We start from the raw sequence: 15,118 nt of genomic DNA, 5'->3' as shown, positions 1-15,118 counted from the left end.
ATGTCTCGTCTATCCCCTGCCCTGCTTGGCCTGGCGCTGAGCCTGACGATCGGCGGTGTGACCCAGGCCAGCGAGCTGGTCTACGTGCCCAACAACCCATCGTTCGGCGGCAACCCGCTCAATGGCCCGGTGCTGCTCAACCAGGCCACGGCGCAGAACAAGTTCACCGAGAAATCGGCGTCCGGCTCGGCCTCCGCGCAGAACGCCCTGACGCAATTCAACAGCATGTTGCAGAGCGCCATTCTCAGCCGCGTGTCGTCGGCCGTGACGTCCAGCATCGTCGGTGCCGATGGGCGCCTGACACCAGGCACGGTGGAAACGACCGACTTCACCATCAACATCACCAACTTGTCCGGCGGACTGTTGCAAATCGTCACGACCGATAAAACCACCGGACAAACGACACAGTTTCAAATCAATCAACCGTGACACGTTCGTTGTAACCCCCGCTGTACCGTTGTGTGGTGCGTAGTGCTGTGCAATCGACGGCCAGGCCCGCCTGTGCAAAAAAACCGACACTCACTTGAATACGAAACATAGGAAGTCAATCATGAACGCACGTAAATCCCTCCTGTCCATGGCTGTTCTGGTCGCTGTCTCCGGCGTGGCTTTCGCTGACGGCGGTTCGGTCAATACCTCGCAGACCGGCGACAAGAACCTGCTCAACGTCCTGCAGGCCGACGCCAACGGCTCGAACGTCACGGTCAACCAGACCGGCGCACGCAACGACTCGATCGTCAACCAGAACGGTGCCCGCAACAGCGCCAGCGTCAACCAGAACGGCGGCTCGCTGCAGGACAGCGTCGAGCAATCGGCACGCCTGAACCAGGGCGGCGATCACAACGATGCCAAGATCCGCCAGGAAGGCACCACCGCCTCCAAGGTCAGCGCCACCATCAACCAGGCCCTGGGCGGCGGCAGCTTCAACAAGGCGAGCATCACCCAGGTCGGTGGTCGTGACGATGCCCAGGCCCGTGTCGACCAGGCCGGCAGCGCCAACAAAGGTTACATCTACCAGGAACAGACCGTCGGTGGCGTGGCCAGCGTCAACCAGTCGGGTCAGTTCAACCAGTCGCAAATCAACCAGAACGACAGCTACTACAGCCAGTCGGTCAAGGTGAACCAGAACGGCTTCGCCAACAAAGGCCTGATCACCCAGACCGACACCGACTTCAAGAATGCCAGCATCAGCCAGACCGGCCATGGCAACTACGGCTACGTCGAGCAGACCGGCACCAACTTCGGCAGCGCCGACATCACCCAGAACGCCTGGGGCAGCGAAGCGACCGCCACCCAGCGCAACGGCAACAACCTCAACGCCAGCATCTCGCAGACGGGCCTGGGCAACCGTGCCATCACCGACCAGACCGGCCACAACCACACTGCCACGGTCAAGCAGGAAGGCGCCAGCCTGGGCTTCGCCTCGGTCGACCAGAGCGGCCTGAACAACACCGCCAGCGTGACCCAGAGCTGGGGCAGCAACAACGCCGGCTACGTCACCCAGTCCGGTGCCTACAACGAAGAAGCCCTGCTGCAGAGCGGCCGCAACAACACCGCCAGCATCACCCAGAGCGGCTTCGGCGGCGCCGGCCAGTCCATGGTCAACAGCGTGAGCGTGACCCAGACCGGCAACCTGCACTCGGCCACCGTCAGCCAGGCCGGTGGTGCCAGCAACAGCGCCGTGGTCGTACAGCGCTGATCGCCCCACCGTTCTCGACGATGCTGTTCCCTGCCGCGCCATGCGGCAGGGATTTCACTGGAGTAGACCCATGCGTGCCCGCACCCTTTCACTGATGATTTTCGCGGCGGTCCTGGCCAGCGGCTGCGCCACGTCCCGCCCGGCTGGCACGACCTCGGCGGCCAGCATTTCACCGCCGACCCACAGCACCCGTGACCTGACGCGTCTTCCGGCACCCGCCGGCCCGATCGCCGTCGCGGTGTACGGTCTGCGCGACCAGACCGGCCAGTACAAACCGTCTCCGGACAGTTCTTTCTCCACCTCGGTCACCCAAGGCGCCGCGTCGCTGCTGGTGACCGCGCTACGCGACTCGCGCTGGTTCAAACCGGTCGAGCGTGAAAACCTGCAGGACGTGCTCACCGAGCGCAAGATCATCCGTGCCCTGGAGCAACCGCAGGATCAGGCCCAGGCCATGCTGCCGTCGTTGCGCCCGGCCAACCTGCTGATCGGCGGCGCCATCGTCGCCTATGAAAGCAACGTGCGCACCGGCGGCATCGGCGTGCGCTATCTGGGCATCGGCCCTTCGGAGCTGTATCGCCAGGACCAGGTTACCATCAACCTGCGCGCGGTCGACATCCGCAGCGGCGAGATCATCCAGAGCGTGACCACCACCAAGACCGTGTACTCGACCCAGGTCGACTTCGGCGTGTTCAAGTTCGTCTCGCTCAAGCACCTGCTGGAGGTGGAGACCGGCTTCTCGCGCAACGAACCGGTCCAGCAGTGCGTGCGCGAAGCGATCGAGAGCGCACTGATCCACCTGATCGCCCAGGGCGCCCGCGATGGCAGCTGGCGCCTGCGTGACCCCGAAGCGCTCAAGCAGCCCTTGCTGCAAGGGTACCTGAGCAGCTACGACGAACAGACCATGACCCAACCGGTCGGCGCACCGACCCAGGCTCAATGACGTGACGGAGGCTCCCATGGCGCAGCACAGGCAACACCGTTACAGGGCCCTGGCGGCGGCATTACTGCTGTACGCCGGATGGGGTCAGGCAAGCGACCTGGTCGCCGAAGGCCGCTATGCCGGCCTGAGCGCCGGGAACCGGGTCGAACTGGAGCAGGCCGGTGGCTTCAACCGCGCGCGCATCGACCAGGCCGGGGTGGCGCAGCGCCTGGTGCAGTCCCAGGCAGGCCTGGCCAACGTCGCCCGGATCGACCAGAGCGGTGCCCACAACCTGGCAGCGGCCTACCAGGTCGGCCTGGGCAACAGCCTGAACCTGGATCAGTCCGGCAGCTACAACCAGGCCGCCATCGTCCAGGCCGGGACCCGCAACCAGGCCAACGTGGTGCAGAGCGGCGCCTACAACCAGGCGTTCGTCGGCCAGTACGGTCAGGGCAACCAGGCCAGCGTCACCCAGAGCGGTTTCGGCGGCACGGTCTCGGTCACGCAGTACGGCAACCACTCCACGGCCACGGTGACCCAGCAATGATCATGGACTACTCGCACCTGACGGTGACCATCGACACCGAGCGCAGCGACAACGCCGTGCTGATCCGTCCGCGCATCGACAACCCGGTGCCGTTGACCCTGGGTTACCGCATGACCATTCGCCAGGACAGCGATGGCAATACGTCGAGCATCAACCAGCAGGGGCAGCTGCAGACGGGGCAGGCTTCGTCGAGTGTGCGTCTGGGGTTGGCTGAAGGGGGGTCGTGCTCGGTGCATCTGGAAGTGTTCGCCGATCAGACCCTGATCACGGCGATCGACCGTGATTGCGCGGTGCGCTGAGGGGGGGGACGGGTCTGGCGCTGTCGGGGCACTTTCCGAGGTTGGCTGCACCGTCCTCATCGCGGGCAAGCCCGCTCCCACAGGCCGGCATTCCAGGCTACCGACGCAGCGCAGCAGGTTTTGTCGTACAGCTTGCAGGCCCTCACAGATCAGCACCTCAACCTGCCAGCGCAGCGCAGCAGGCCTGTGGGAGCTGGCTTGCCAGCGGTGAAGCCACCCTCTTTCTCCAGGTGGACGGCCCCTTGGAGGCCGGAGCAGGCCTTGATCCTTGACCCTGGATTTACTGCTCACGCCGGCCGCAGACGCGCCACGGCGCGCTTGCCGGCCAGACGCGAGGCGCGACGCTCGCGGTCGCCATCGCACATCGAGCGCAGGTTCTGCTCGATGGTCTGGCACAGGTCTTCGGTGCGAATGCGGTGCTGGCTGTCGCCAAAGGGTGCCTGCAAGTCCGTGCCGATGCGCTCCATGGCCAGCAGCATGCAGCCCACCACGGTGGACACCAGCGGCGTGAACCAGCCCAGCGAGGGCACCAGGCTCAAGGGCATGATCACGCAGAACAGCGTGCTGAACAGCCGTGGGAAGTACACATACGGGTAGGGCAGCGGCGTGTTGGCGATGCGCTCCATGCCACCCTGCCAGTTGGACACGTCCACCAGCGTCGACTCCAGGCGCGCCAGCCGCACGCTGTCCAGGTGCCCGGCCTGGAACGCCTGGGCGATCAGGTCGGCCGAGCCGCTGAGGATGTCGTTGGGCAGGTTGCTGGCCCCGTCGAGCTGGCGCAGCTCCTGCTCGCCCAGCATTCCCACCAGCGCCGAAGGGTCGCGTTCGCCCTTGAGGTGCAGGCGCAAGGCATGCAGGTAGGCCACATGACGTTGGATCAGACGGGCCTTGAGCGGCTGGGTGGTGCGCTCGTCATCGATCAGGGTCAGTACCTGCCGGCCGAAGCTGCGCGAGCTGTTGACCATCGCGCCCCACAACGTGCGGGCTTCCCACCAGCGGTTGTAGGCACTGGAGTTCCTGAAGCTGATCAGCACCACCAGCGCCGAACACAGCAGCGTCAGTGGCATCAGGGGCAGTTCGAGGCCCAGGCCTTCGGCGAGCATGGCTTCGGCCGTCACCACTACGTCCCACAGCAGCAGCCAGAACAACGACCAACCAACGTACCCGAGCGTACGTACCAGGCACTTCCATTTGTCTTCCAGTGCGATTGCCATCGCCTCACTCCTGTCCGAACCGTGCGACGCTGCGTCCCGGCTTCCTGACTGGCATCGTAAGGCGCGATGCTTAAATGCAGCTTAATCTCATTTTCAGCCAGCGGCGCCTTCCGGCAACAGGCTGCGCTCGAAGGTGAACACCCCCTCTGCGGGTGGGGTATGCACGTAGACCTGTTGCGGTCGGCCAAGCCTGGGTTGCAGAGTCTCGCCGGTGGCCTGGATCCAGCCCGCCCCGCGCAGACGCTCGAGCCGCTTGCGCAGCGACGTGTTGTTGACCGGCGCGCCCAGGCAGGCCTGGGTGGCCTGCAGCGCATCGAGCACGGTGAAGCGCGTGGGCGTCAGGTACAGCGGCAAGCTGCTGTAGACGGTCTTGCTCGCCAGCCGCTCGCGGGCCAGGCGCACCAGCAAGGCATGGTCGAACGGCAACGTCAGCTCACCGCTGAGGATGCGCTCCAGCTCGAAGAAGGCCAGGCCTTCCCCTGCCACCGGCACATCAGGGTCGAGCAGCGCCAGGTAGTACGTGCTCATCGACCAGCCACGTGGGTCGCGCTGGGCATTGCCTTCGGTGCCGACCTGTTCGACATGCCGCGGCACGACGTGGGCCTTCTCACGCAAGGCCCGCTCGGCCGCGGCCGCCAGGCTGGCATCGGCGCTGCGGCCGTTGACCAGCACGCCTGGCAGCGCCCACAGGCCGGCATACGGCGCACGCTCACGCCGGTGCAACAAGACTTCCAGGGCCGGGGCGCCAGCGACCCTGCGCATCGCCACGATATCCACGCTGGCCAGGACTTCGGCACTGCTCATCGTTCACTCCCATCGATTCGGACCGACATATTCCACCAGGAACATAAAGTTTGGCAAGCCGGCACACAAAGGCTTGACAGACTTATATCACCAGGTGAAATATATAGCCATTCCCGCACAGGAGCTTCCCGATGAAGATCGCCAGTTTCGACGTCGACGCCCAGAACGGCTTCACCCGTAACGCCCCGGACGAGCTGCCCGTGCCCGGCGGCCACGAGATCGCCCCGGCGCTCAATGCCATGGCCCGCCGCGCCAACCTGCGCCTGGGCAGCAAGGACGCCCACCCACGCAACGCCGTGTGGGTCGTGCCCGAGCACGCCCAGATGCTGCAGCCGCTGACGCTGCCCAACGCGGACCTGACCTGGGTCAGCCACTGCGTGCCAGGTACCTACGGGTTCGAACTGCTGGAAGGTCTGCCGGCGCCGATCGACTATGACTACTTCGTCTGGAAAGGCGTCGAACCCGACCTGCACCCCTATGGCGCCTGCTACCACGACCTGGCCGAACGCCGCTCGACCGGCGCCATCGAATACCTCAAGGCCCACGGTGTCGGCCTGGTGATCGTCGGTGGCCTGGCCCTGGACTACTGCGTCAGCACCACTGCCCGACAACTGCGCGACGCCGGCTTCGAGGTGCTGCTGTTCCTGCCCGCCTGCCGCGCCTTGAGCGAAGCGGGTGCCGACGGCGCCTGCACTACGCTGGCCAACGCCGGCATCCGCCTGTGCGCAGACGAAGCGGCGTTGGACCAGGCGATCAGCGATTATCAGGAGGCACGACCATGAGCGAAGGCGTCTTTGGCGACCGGATCGTCCAGAACCTGCTGGACACCGACTTCTACAAGATCACCATGATGCAGGCGGTGCTGCACAACTACCCCAACGCCGAGGTGGAATGGGAGTTCCGCTGCCGCAACGACGAAGACCTCTCCCCCTACCTGGCCGAGATCCGCTACCAGGTCGAGCAGCTCGCCGAGGTCTCGGTGACCCACGACCAGTTGGCCTACCTGGAGAAGATCCCGTTCATCAAGCCGGACTTCATCCGCTTCCTGAGCCTGTTCCGCTTCAACCTGCGCTACGTGCAGATCGGCCTCGACGACAGTGGCCAGCTGGCGATCCGCGTGCGCGGCCCCTGGCTGCACGTGATCCTCTACGAGATCCCGCTGCTGGCGATCGTCTCGGAGGTACGCAACCGGTATCGCTACCGCGACGTGACCCTCGACCAGGTCAACGAACGCCTCTACGAGAAGCTCGACTGGCTACGGCGCGAGGCCAGCCCCGAGGAGCTGGCCGGCCTGCAACTGGCCGACTTCGGCACCCGTCGGCGCTTTTCCTACCCGGTGCAGGAAGAGGTCGTGCACACCCTCACCCGCGACTTCCCTGGCCGCTTCGTCGGCACCAGCAACGTGCACCTGGCCCGCGAGTACGACCTGCGGCCCATCGGCACCATGGCCCACGAATGGTTCATGGCCCACCAGCAACTCGGCCCCCGCCTGGTCGACAGCCAGGTCGCCGCGCTGGAATGCTGGGTACGCGAATACCGCGGCCTGCTCGGGATCGCGCTGACCGACTGCATCGGCATGGACCCGTTCATGCGCGACTTCGATCTGTACTTCGCCAAGCTGTTCGACGGCCTGCGCCATGACTCGGGCGACCCACTGGTGTGGGCCGAGAAGGCCATCGCCCACTACCAGCGGCTGGGCATCGACCCGGCGAGCAAGACGCTGATCTTCTCCGACGGGCTGGACTTCGCCAAGACGCTGGAGCTGTACCGCGCGTTGCACGAGCGGATCCACGTGAGCTTCGGGATCGGGACGAACCTGACGTGCGACATTCCGGGGGTCAAGCCGATGAACATGGTGATCAAGATGACGGCGTGCAACGGGGCGCCGGTGGCGAAGATCTCGGACAGCCCGGGGAAGACGCAGTGTCGGGACGAGAACTTCGTGGCGTATTTGAGGCATGTGTTTGGGGTGCGGTGAGCGCCTGCTGCGCTGGACCTGCGTACCGTAGGGCGTGACCTCAGGTGACCGTGGCAGTGTGGCTCTCAAGAACGCGCTGCCCCTTGCGCAGCAGAGACTGACGCGCGGCAGTACTCCGGACTGCTGTCGGCCACCTGGCCTCACCTCTCCCTTTCGTGCTGATCGCATCGTTCCCTATCTTGCGAAGCAAGCAAGTACCCGCACTCAACGCCCAAGCGCAAGTCCATCAAACCGTGCATGATCGCAGGCGCTCGTTCTCTTTCGCGATGTTGACGCGCATGGCAACACGGGCAATATCGTGCGTAACTCGAGGCACGCGCTCATACCCCTTGTCCTGCATCCAACTCAACACCTCGGCAAGGTGCCAGATTGCAGCGCTGCCCTCATGTACCGGCGTTGGAAAACTGGGATAAGCCACCGCCAACTTGCGCATGTTCTGCCGGGTCACGCCCATCACCTCCGCCACATCGGTCAGCCCCACGAGATCAGGCGTTACCTCGATCAATCTAGCCTGCGGTACTGCGCGTCGAACGTCTACCAATGCGCTTTCCATAGCGTCCTGTGCTCCCGCCGCTTCGCGTGTGAATGTGAGGCCCAGTCTTCCCGGTTGTCCAACGCCTACCAGCGCATCTTCACAACCTTCCTCGCCCAAGCGCTCGATCAAGGCATCCATGTCGATATCATGGGTAGGTAGCTGGTATTTAAGGGTAAAAGTAAATTCCATCTCCGTTTGCTCCGTCGATCATTAGGATTGAGCTGATTGCTTCGATACAGGCTTATGCTCGGTACAGACTTTTCCTACGCTTTCCTCCTTGCACTGTCGTGAGCAGTTATCGATGACACGGCGCAGCTGAGCAGCATGGTGTGTAGCGTTCTTAGGCGTGCTCCAGATGGAAACGATGCAGAATTCACCACAACGGCATTGGTCATCGTTATGAGGGCAATAAAGCTTACCCCACGCATGGCCACCGCCTTGCCTGACGAACCAGCCCTGTGATTCCGCATGCGCCAAGGCCTCCTCTACGTCCTTCTTTGGGTGTCTGGTGCGCCTCATTCTACTTGTCTCCAGTCTGAGAACAGGACCCTGTGGTTGTCAAGCGACAACCATGCCAGGACCTGTTTTTTCGGACAAGCATGAGCAGCCTTCTCTATTAGTACGGGATATGTCGAGGCTGTGGAGTGGAGTCACTGAGGAAATTTGAGAGCGACTCTGGGCTTGGGGGCGTCGCGCTTACCGTATCGGGTCAGCAGGTGCTCTTGCATTGAATCGGTGGTGTTCCCTTCTTGAGGATCGATACGTGCTGGCGATGCTCCCGTGCACGCTAGAACTCCACCTTCCCCCGCCCCGCCTTCACAGTACCGCGCCTGGCCTTCCCCTCAAGGCGGCGCGTCTTCGAGCCAAGGGTCGGCTTGGTCGGGCGGCGTTTCTTCTCGGTCTTGCCGGCCGCGGTGATCAACTCGGCAAGACGCGCCAGCGCGTCGGCCCGGTTCTGCTCCTGGGTACGGTACTGCTGGGCCTTGAGGATCAGCACGCCGTCGCCGGTGATGCGACTGTCGCGCAGCGCCAGCAGCCGCTCCTTGTAGAACGCGGGCAGCGACGAGGCAGGAATGTCGAAGCGCAGGTGCACCGCGCTGGAGACCTTGTTGACGTTCTGCCCGCCTGCGCCTTGCGCGCGAATGTAGGTCAGCTCGATGTCGGCATCTGGCAGGTGCACGGTATTGGAGATGGTCAGCATGGCATGGCCTTGTTCATCGGTATGAATTAAGTGGTGCACGGTCCCTATTCGAAGCAAAAACCCGCTGTATCAACACCACGCTCCTGCCCGCTTTTGCTCGCCCTCTCGCTATTCGAAAAGCGCTTGAACGCGCGCCAGCACATCATCCATGATGACCGCAGGCACCGATTCAACGCGTTTGGCACTATGCGCTTCCAGATCGACCGTGCGAATTTGATTACACAGAACGACACCTTGGGTTTCGGTACCACTACCGCTCAAGGTCACCGCAAAGCCGGCGTATCGCGCGAAGTCGCCGCCTTGAGTGACAGGTGCAATCACGGCGAGTCCGGTCGCGTTATAGGCGGCTGGGGTCAACACCAGTGCAGGCCGGAAGTTGCCTTGCTGCTCTCGTTCCTCGGTAGGGTTCAGACTCACACGCACAATGTCGCCACGGTTGAATTTGGTTCGTCTCACGCCTCGCGCCCCACTGGCCTGAGATCATCCCACGCGGCAAGTTCTGTCGGCTCCGGTGCCGATAGATCACATTGCTGCATCAGGTCTGCCAGTCGATACCGCGGCTTGGCTTTCGCCGGTTTGAGCGTCATGACTTCAGCTGATACATCGAGCGTCAGCACATCACCACTGCCCAGTTTCATGAGTTTGAGCACGGCCGCAGGCAAGCGAATCGCCGCGCTATTGCCCCATTGTTGGACTTTGACTTCCACAGGCACCTCCGTATTGTTTACACATTGTAGATACGCCTTTCGCTGCCCGCAAGCACTACCATGACTGCACATTCATGCCACATTGCAGCTTCTCGCCTTTTACGAGCACCTGCAGCCTTACCCGAATCCTCGGCTCGAAATGACAGCGCTGAAGACCCCATGCAGCAAGTCGACCGCCTGCTATTGATCGTTCAAGTCACCGTTATTAGATCTGCCTGACCCCTTCCCCCCGCTTGCTGAAACGTTTCCCCCAGTCTATAAAACGGCACAACCCCAAGAAAGGCCACCCGCCATGACCCTGCTCAGATTGTCCCTTGCCCTCGCCGCCCTGTCCGCCACCTCCCACGCCATGGCCTGGGACTACGTCCTGCTCGACACCGACAAGGCCGCCCAGCCCTGGCAGATCACCAGCGCGCAACTGGGCGTCAAGACCGACAAGCCCTTCAGCGTCACCCTGCGTACCCTGCACGGTGGACGGCAGGAAGGCGTCAGTATCGTCGACATCGACAATGGCGCGATGAAACTGTCGGTCGTGCCGACCCGCGGCATGAACGTGCTGCAGGCGTCGGTCGGTGACGTGCGCATGGGGTGGGATTCGCCGGTCAAGGAGGTGGTCAACCCGTCCTTTATCGAACTCAATGGCCGTAACGGCCTGGGCTGGCTGGAAGGCTTCAACGAGCTGGTCGCCCGCTGCGGGTACGAGTGGGTCGGCCACCCTGGCATCGACAACGGCGAGCTGTTGACGCTGCATGGCCGTGCAGCCAACATCCCGGCGAGCAGGGTGACGCTGCACATCGACGAGAAGCCACCCTACGCCATCACCTTGCGCGGCGAGCTGAAGGAGCAGGCGTTCAAGAAGGTCGACTTCTCGGTCGCGACCGCGCTGGTTACCGAACCCGGCAGCGTGACCTTCACGCTGGACGACACGCTGACCAACAACGGTGACTACGCCAAGGAATACCAGGCGCTGTACCACAGCAACTTCGGTGCCCCGTTCCTGGAACAGGGGGCGCGCTTCGCCGCGCCGGTGAAGCAGGTGTCGCCGTTCAACGACAAGGCCAAGGGCGACCTGGCCGACTGGCAGACCTACCGGGCGCCGACCCCGGATTACGACGAGACGGTCTACAACGTGGTGCCGTATGCCGATGCCAAGGGCGACACGCTGACCGTGCTGCACAACAAGGCGGGCACCCTGGGCGTTTCGGTCGGTTTCAACACCGGCACGCTGCCGGTGTTCTCGCTGTGGAAGAACACCGACACCCAAGGCCAGGGTTACGTCACGGGGCTGGAGCCGGGGACGAGCTTTTCCTACAACCGACGGTATCAGCGGCCGCTGAACCTGGTGCCGAGCATCGAGCCGAAGGCACACAAGCAGTTCCGCATCCAGTACAGCCTGTTGGCGGACAAGGCCGCTGTGGACAACGCCTTGAAACAGGTGAGCGACATTCAGAGTGGGCGTGAAACCGAGGTGCGGCAGACGCCCTTGGTGGACCTGACCCAGGAGTGACACCTGCCTGAACGCGCAACGTGATCGTCTGGGGCCGGCCCCCAGGCGTCACGGTGTCGGTGCTGGATTTCGCTGTTGCTCGGAGAGCGCCTTGACGGCCCGATACAGCTCGCCCACATCAGTCTCGAGCTTTTTCAGGCACTGGTCCTGCGCAGTGGTGCGTTCATGCTTCATGCACCGCGCCGCTTGCTGCGCGATACCCTGCTCCCCGGCGCCGAGCCTGTAGGCCAGCACCACGGCGCAGACGGTGATGAACAGGTACAGCACGTACAACGTCTTCACACTCACTCCTTATCATTGACAGGCTCATCCACCGGCGCATGACGCTTGATTTCTACCCAGTTACCACCGGGATACCTCACCACGGGCTCGCTTCGACCCGGCACTGGGGCACCCATGGCCTCAGGCCTGCGCCTTGAGAAACAACGCGAACAACTCGGACTGCGACTTGATGCCCAGCTTGCTGTAGATGTGCTTGCGGTGAACCCGCACCGTTTCCGACGAGATGGCCAGCTTGCGCCCGATCTCCTTGCTCGAACACCCACTGAGCATCATGCGCCCGACCTCCAATTCCCGAGCCGTGAGCGGTGCCTCGAGCCTGCCACTGCCCTGCTCCAGCGGGTGCTGCCACTGCGGCGCAGGCGCCGCCTCGGGCACAGCATTCTCGAAGCGCAACCGCTGGCGCATCAACGCCAGCACCCAGGGCTGCAACAGGTGCAGCAGCGCGATCTGCGGCCCGCTGAAGGGCGAGCGGCTGCCCAACGACAGGCACAGCGTGCGTCCGTCCTCGAGCAGCGCATTGTACTGCACCTCGTCGGCGACCACGTTGAGGCGAAAGTAGCGCTGGTAATAGTCGGTACGCTCGAAGCACTCTGGGGCCACGTCGACCAGGTGCACCAGGCCATTGGTCCGTGCTTCCCGGCTGGCGATGTAGAACGGGTCGAGCAGGTAGAGGCCCTTGAGGTAATCCTGGAACAGCGGGTCTTCGCCGCCGTCCGTTCCAGGGCACTCGGCATACACCAGGGGCCGGCCCTCGCTGAAGAGCAGCGCCACCCAACTGTCGAACGTGACGTACTGCCCCAGCACGCGTACCAGGCGCAGCCAGAACGAGGGCTGGTCCAGCACCTCGATCAACTGCCCGACCGAGCGGTGCCAGGCGATGTCCTGCAGTGTAAGGTTCATGTCTACCCCATATGGGTTACCACAAGGGCGTAATTACCCCGGCTGGCGCGGCGGCGGCATACTCGGTCGGGCATGGCCGACCCCAGGCGCGCCGTGACCATGTTACCTCAAACGGTCATGGGACCCCTCGCCCGGCCCCTTCGCTGTCAGGACGTCGGCCTTCGCCGCGTTGTCAGGAGCAGACATGAACGTAGAACTCATCCAACTGGCCGGTCGCGATGGCGACACGGCCTACAACCTGGCGCGCACCCTCGAGGCGATCCACGCCTGCGCGCCTGGCACCGACCTGGCGGTCTTCCCGGAAACGCAGCTGATGGGCTTCCCCACGGCGCAGAACATCGCCCGGCTCGCCGAGCCGCTCGATGGCCCGGCCCTCACGGCCGTGGCACAGGCTGCCAGGCAAAAGAACCTGGGCGTGGTGGTCGGCCTGGCAGAAGCCGCCGGCGACGGCCGCTTCTACAACACGACCGTACTGGTCACGCCCGAGGGCATCGCCCTGACCTACCGGAAGACCCACCTGTGGGCCTCGGACAAGGGCATCTTCACCCCGGGCGACCGCTACGCCACGGCGCTGTTCAAGGGGGTGCGGGTCGGGCTGCTGGTCTGCTTCGACATCGAATTCCCCGAAAGCGCCAGGGCGCTGGGCCAGCTGGGGGTCGAAGTCATTCTGGTCACCAACGGCAACATGGACCCCTACGGCCCGACGCACCGCACGGCCATCAGCGCACGCGCGATGGAAAACCAGGCCTATGCGGTCATGGTCAACCGCGTCGGCGACGGCGATGGCGGCCTGGTGTTCGCCGGCGGCAGTGCGGTGGTCGACCCTTATGGCCACCTGCTCTGCGAAGCCGGCCGGGAGCCGTGCCGGTTGCAGATGACCCTCGACCTGACGCGCGTGCTGGACGCCCGCCAGGACTACAGCTACCTCGCCGAACGGCGCATCACCCTGCCCGGCCAGCACGTCGCGCATGCCGATGGCCGACAGGAGTGGCTCATCCCGGCGAACTGATCGCCAGCGCCTTGCCCCTCGGATCCACACGCCAAGGTCATGGCTGGCCCTTGGCGCCCCCACTCCATAACAAACACAATCCGGAGTCACGCACATGGCCCAATTGAAGCGAACCCTTTCGCTGGGTGCGGTTACGCTGTTCGGCATCGCCTACATGACACCCATCATCGTCCTGGGCACGTTCGGTATCCTGGCCGACACCACCGGCGGCGCCGTACCTGCCGCCTACCTGGCCGCCGCCATCGCCATGCTGTTCACCGCCCTGAGTTACGGCAAGATGGCGAAGGCCTTCCCGGTGGCCGGCTCGGCCTACACCTATGTGCGCAAGTCCATCAGCCCCAAGCTCGGCTTTCTCGCCGGCTGGGCGGTGCTGCTCGACTACCTGTTCCTGCCCATGGCGATCTGGCTGATCGGCGCGGCCTACCTGCATTCGGCGTTCCCGAACGTGCCTCAGCCGGTCTGGGTGATCGCCTTCATCGCCGTCACCACGGCGATCAACATCGTCGGCCTGCAACTGGCCAAGACGGTGAACGGCGTGCTGATGCTGCTGCAGTTCCTGGTCCTGGCAGCCTTCGTCGGGCTGGCCGCCCACTACGCCACGGGCGACCTGCACCAGCCGTTCTGGTCGCTCGCACCGTTCTACCAGGAAGGGTTCCAGCTGCCGCTGGTCATGAGCGGCGCTGCCATCGCCTGCTATTCGTTCCTGGGGTTCGATGCGGTCAGCACCCTGACCGAGGAAACCCACGAGCCACGCAAGACCATCCCCCGGGCGATCCTGTTGATCACTCTGCTGGGGGGTGTGCTGTTCATTGCCGTCAGCTACGTGGTTCAGTTGGCCCACCCCTCTTCCGAATTCGCCAACGCCGATTCGGCGGCGTATGAAATCGCTCGGAACATCGGCGGCGACGTGTTCGTCAGTGTCTTCCTGATCGGCTTGATCGTGGGGCAATTCACCTCGGGCCTGTCCGCCCAGGCCAGCGCCTCACGGCTGCTGTTCGCCATGGGCCGGGACGGCGTGCTGCCCAAGCGGCTGTTCGGGCGCCTGAGCGAACGGTTCGGCACCCCGGTGATCAGCCTCGTCCTGTGCGGCGTCGTGGCGCTGCTGGCCTTGCGCATGGACGTCACCACGTCCACCTCGTTCATCAACTTCGGCGCCTTCCTGGCCTTCAGCCTGGTGAACCTGTCGGTGGTCTTCCACTACTGGATCGGTCAGGGCGCGCGTGGCGCCAAGGCAGTGGTGCTCTACCTGCTCTTCCCGCTGATCGGCCTGGTCGCCGATCTTTGGCTGATGGCCAGCCTGGACCCCATGGCCCTCTACCTGGGTGGGGCTTGGCTGGTCATCGGTGTGGTCTATCTGCTGGTACTGACCGGTGGCCTGCGTCGCCAGCCGCCGGAAATGCAGTTCGACGAGGCGTGATCCAGGGGCCTGGATGCGCTGACGACCCTGCCCTGGCGGGGTCATGTCGAACACAGGCGGGCGTCTCGAATCCGGCGCATCGTAGCGTGCACCTTGGCGA

Annotated in this window: 19 protein-coding genes; 10 read left to right on the top strand and 9 right to left on the bottom strand. The window is 64.0% G+C overall.

What is annotated here, in order from left to right; translation table 11 throughout:
• The 5 genes from G7Z99_RS10785 to csgH all read left to right on the top strand — a co-directional run bounded on the left by G7Z99_RS10785 (position 1) and on the right by csgH (position 3,464).
• Entirely contained in the window at positions 1 to 429 is a 429-nt protein-coding gene (locus tag G7Z99_RS10785; protein ID WP_181093685.1) for a curli assembly protein CsgF, read from the top strand.
• Between the two features lie 121 nt (positions 430 to 550).
• On the top strand, positions 551 to 1,699 hold the full coding sequence (locus tag G7Z99_RS10780; protein WP_181093684.1) for a hypothetical protein: 1,149 nt from the start codon (positions 551 to 553) through the stop codon (positions 1,697 to 1,699).
• A gap of 70 nt (positions 1,700 to 1,769) precedes the next feature.
• A complete protein-coding gene (locus G7Z99_RS10775) occupies positions 1,770 to 2,639 on the top strand; it encodes a CsgG/HfaB family protein (protein ID WP_181093683.1) in 870 nt (289 codons plus the stop codon).
• Between the two features lie 16 nt (positions 2,640 to 2,655).
• Positions 2,656 to 3,165: a curlin-associated protein gene (locus G7Z99_RS10770; protein ID WP_181093682.1), complete on the top strand. Its 510-nt coding sequence runs from the start codon at positions 2,656 to 2,658 to the stop codon at positions 3,163 to 3,165.
• Positions 3,162 to 3,464 (top strand): curli-like amyloid fiber formation chaperone CsgH, encoded by a 303-nt coding sequence (gene csgH / locus G7Z99_RS10765; RefSeq protein ID WP_219854167.1) that lies wholly within the window; start codon positions 3,162 to 3,164, stop codon positions 3,462 to 3,464. The genes G7Z99_RS10770 and csgH overlap by 4 nt, the downstream gene beginning before the upstream one ends.
• A 287-nt stretch (positions 3,465 to 3,751) precedes the next feature.
• On the opposite strand, the gene G7Z99_RS10760 is transcribed toward csgH, so the two are convergent.
• Positions 3,752 to 4,678, bottom strand: a complete 927-nt coding sequence (locus G7Z99_RS10760; protein ID WP_181093681.1) for a bestrophin family protein — start codon at positions 4,676 to 4,678, stop codon at positions 3,752 to 3,754.
• Positions 4,679 to 4,771: 93 nt separating this feature from the next.
• Positions 4,772 to 5,482: an NUDIX hydrolase gene (locus G7Z99_RS10755; RefSeq protein ID WP_181093680.1), complete on the bottom strand. Its 711-nt coding sequence runs from the start codon at positions 5,480 to 5,482 to the stop codon at positions 4,772 to 4,774.
• A gap of 131 nt (positions 5,483 to 5,613) precedes the next feature.
• On the opposite strand from G7Z99_RS10755, the gene G7Z99_RS10750 reads away from it, so the two are divergent.
• Positions 5,614 to 6,264 (top strand): nicotinamidase, encoded by a 651-nt coding sequence (locus G7Z99_RS10750; protein ID WP_181093679.1) that lies wholly within the window; start codon positions 5,614 to 5,616, stop codon positions 6,262 to 6,264.
• Entirely contained in the window at positions 6,261 to 7,460 is a 1,200-nt protein-coding gene (pncB, locus tag G7Z99_RS10745) for a nicotinate phosphoribosyltransferase (RefSeq protein ID WP_181093678.1), read from the top strand. Before G7Z99_RS10750 ends, pncB begins: the two co-directional genes overlap by 4 nt.
• A gap of 226 nt (positions 7,461 to 7,686) precedes the next feature.
• On the opposite strand, the gene G7Z99_RS10740 is transcribed toward pncB, so the two are convergent.
• The 5 genes from G7Z99_RS10740 to G7Z99_RS10725 form a co-directional block, all read right to left on the bottom strand.
• Positions 7,687 to 8,184: a helix-turn-helix transcriptional regulator gene (locus G7Z99_RS10740; RefSeq protein WP_181093677.1), complete on the bottom strand. Its 498-nt coding sequence runs from the start codon at positions 8,182 to 8,184 to the stop codon at positions 7,687 to 7,689.
• Positions 8,185 to 8,205: 21 nt separating this feature from the next.
• A complete protein-coding gene (locus G7Z99_RS19870) occupies positions 8,206 to 8,514 on the bottom strand; it encodes a hypothetical protein (protein ID WP_258197004.1) in 309 nt (102 codons plus the stop codon).
• Between the two features lie 268 nt (positions 8,515 to 8,782).
• Positions 8,783 to 9,196: an alternative ribosome rescue aminoacyl-tRNA hydrolase ArfB gene (arfB, locus tag G7Z99_RS10735; protein WP_181093676.1), complete on the bottom strand. Its 414-nt coding sequence runs from the start codon at positions 9,194 to 9,196 to the stop codon at positions 8,783 to 8,785.
• A 108-nt stretch (positions 9,197 to 9,304) separates the two neighbouring features.
• Complete coding sequence (locus G7Z99_RS10730; protein WP_181093675.1) at positions 9,305 to 9,652, bottom strand: type II toxin-antitoxin system ChpB family toxin; 348 nt, start codon at positions 9,650 to 9,652, stop codon at positions 9,305 to 9,307.
• A complete protein-coding gene (locus tag G7Z99_RS10725; protein ID WP_144938890.1) occupies positions 9,649 to 9,903 on the bottom strand; it encodes an AbrB/MazE/SpoVT family DNA-binding domain-containing protein in 255 nt (84 codons plus the stop codon). Before G7Z99_RS10725 ends, G7Z99_RS10730 begins: the two co-directional genes overlap by 4 nt.
• A 292-nt stretch (positions 9,904 to 10,195) precedes the next feature.
• Here G7Z99_RS10725 and G7Z99_RS10720 point away from each other — a divergent pair, with 292 nt between their 5' ends.
• Positions 10,196 to 11,410: an aldose 1-epimerase family protein gene (locus G7Z99_RS10720; protein ID WP_181093674.1), complete on the top strand. Its 1,215-nt coding sequence runs from the start codon at positions 10,196 to 10,198 to the stop codon at positions 11,408 to 11,410.
• Positions 11,411 to 11,458: 48 nt separating this feature from the next.
• On the opposite strand, the gene G7Z99_RS10715 is transcribed toward G7Z99_RS10720, so the two are convergent.
• Positions 11,459 to 11,692, bottom strand: a complete 234-nt coding sequence (locus G7Z99_RS10715; RefSeq protein ID WP_181093673.1) for a hypothetical protein — start codon at positions 11,690 to 11,692, stop codon at positions 11,459 to 11,461.
• 120 nt (positions 11,693 to 11,812) lie between these two features.
• Complete coding sequence (locus tag G7Z99_RS10710; protein ID WP_181093672.1) at positions 11,813 to 12,592, bottom strand: helix-turn-helix transcriptional regulator; 780 nt, start codon at positions 12,590 to 12,592, stop codon at positions 11,813 to 11,815.
• Positions 12,593 to 12,776: 184 nt separating this feature from the next.
• On the opposite strand from G7Z99_RS10710, the gene G7Z99_RS10705 reads away from it, so the two are divergent.
• Complete coding sequence (locus G7Z99_RS10705) at positions 12,777 to 13,601, top strand: carbon-nitrogen hydrolase family protein (protein WP_181093671.1); 825 nt, start codon at positions 12,777 to 12,779, stop codon at positions 13,599 to 13,601.
• Positions 13,602 to 13,695: 94 nt separating this feature from the next.
• Positions 13,696 to 15,018, top strand: coding sequence for an APC family permease (locus G7Z99_RS10700; protein WP_181093670.1), 1,323 nt, complete (start codon positions 13,696 to 13,698; stop codon positions 15,016 to 15,018).
• Positions 15,019 to 15,118 lie beyond the last annotated feature (100 nt).

This window comes from Pseudomonas entomophila (genome assembly GCF_013523165.1).
GTDB lineage: Bacteria > Pseudomonadota > Gammaproteobacteria > Pseudomonadales > Pseudomonadaceae > Aquipseudomonas > Aquipseudomonas entomophila_A.
This window is presented reverse-complemented; position numbering and strand designations above follow the sequence as displayed.

Excerpts from the sequence above, each read along its gene's own strand:
- G7Z99_RS10740 (WP_181093677.1), bottom strand. The coding sequence starts at position 8,184 with ATGGAATTTACTTTTACCCTTAAATACCAGCTACCTACCCATGATATC.
- G7Z99_RS10770 (WP_181093682.1), top strand. The coding sequence starts at position 2,656 with ATGGCGCAGCACAGGCAACACCGTTACAGGGCCCTGGCGGCGGCATTA.
- G7Z99_RS19870 (WP_258197004.1), bottom strand. The coding sequence starts at position 8,514 with ATGAGGCGCACCAGACACCCAAAGAAGGACGTAGAGGAGGCCTTGGCG.
- csgH (WP_219854167.1), top strand. The coding sequence starts at position 3,162 with ATGATCATGGACTACTCGCACCTGACGGTGACCATCGACACCGAGCGC.
- G7Z99_RS10700 (WP_181093670.1), top strand. The coding sequence starts at position 13,696 with ATGGCCCAATTGAAGCGAACCCTTTCGCTGGGTGCGGTTACGCTGTTC.
- G7Z99_RS10720 (WP_181093674.1), top strand. The coding sequence starts at position 10,196 with ATGACCCTGCTCAGATTGTCCCTTGCCCTCGCCGCCCTGTCCGCCACC.
- G7Z99_RS10750 (WP_181093679.1), top strand. The coding sequence starts at position 5,614 with ATGAAGATCGCCAGTTTCGACGTCGACGCCCAGAACGGCTTCACCCGT.
- G7Z99_RS10705 (WP_181093671.1), top strand. The coding sequence starts at position 12,777 with ATGAACGTAGAACTCATCCAACTGGCCGGTCGCGATGGCGACACGGCC.
- G7Z99_RS10710 (WP_181093672.1), bottom strand. The coding sequence starts at position 12,592 with ATGAACCTTACACTGCAGGACATCGCCTGGCACCGCTCGGTCGGGCAG.
- G7Z99_RS10760 (WP_181093681.1), bottom strand. The coding sequence starts at position 4,678 with ATGGCAATCGCACTGGAAGACAAATGGAAGTGCCTGGTACGTACGCTC.
- G7Z99_RS10785 (WP_181093685.1), top strand. The coding sequence starts at position 1 with ATGTCTCGTCTATCCCCTGCCCTGCTTGGCCTGGCGCTGAGCCTGACG.
- G7Z99_RS10775 (WP_181093683.1), top strand. The coding sequence starts at position 1,770 with ATGCGTGCCCGCACCCTTTCACTGATGATTTTCGCGGCGGTCCTGGCC.
- pncB (WP_181093678.1), top strand. The coding sequence starts at position 6,261 with ATGAGCGAAGGCGTCTTTGGCGACCGGATCGTCCAGAACCTGCTGGAC.
- G7Z99_RS10780 (WP_181093684.1), top strand. The coding sequence starts at position 551 with ATGAACGCACGTAAATCCCTCCTGTCCATGGCTGTTCTGGTCGCTGTC.
- arfB (WP_181093676.1), bottom strand. The coding sequence starts at position 9,196 with ATGCTGACCATCTCCAATACCGTGCACCTGCCAGATGCCGACATCGAG.
- G7Z99_RS10755 (WP_181093680.1), bottom strand. The coding sequence starts at position 5,482 with ATGAGCAGTGCCGAAGTCCTGGCCAGCGTGGATATCGTGGCGATGCGC.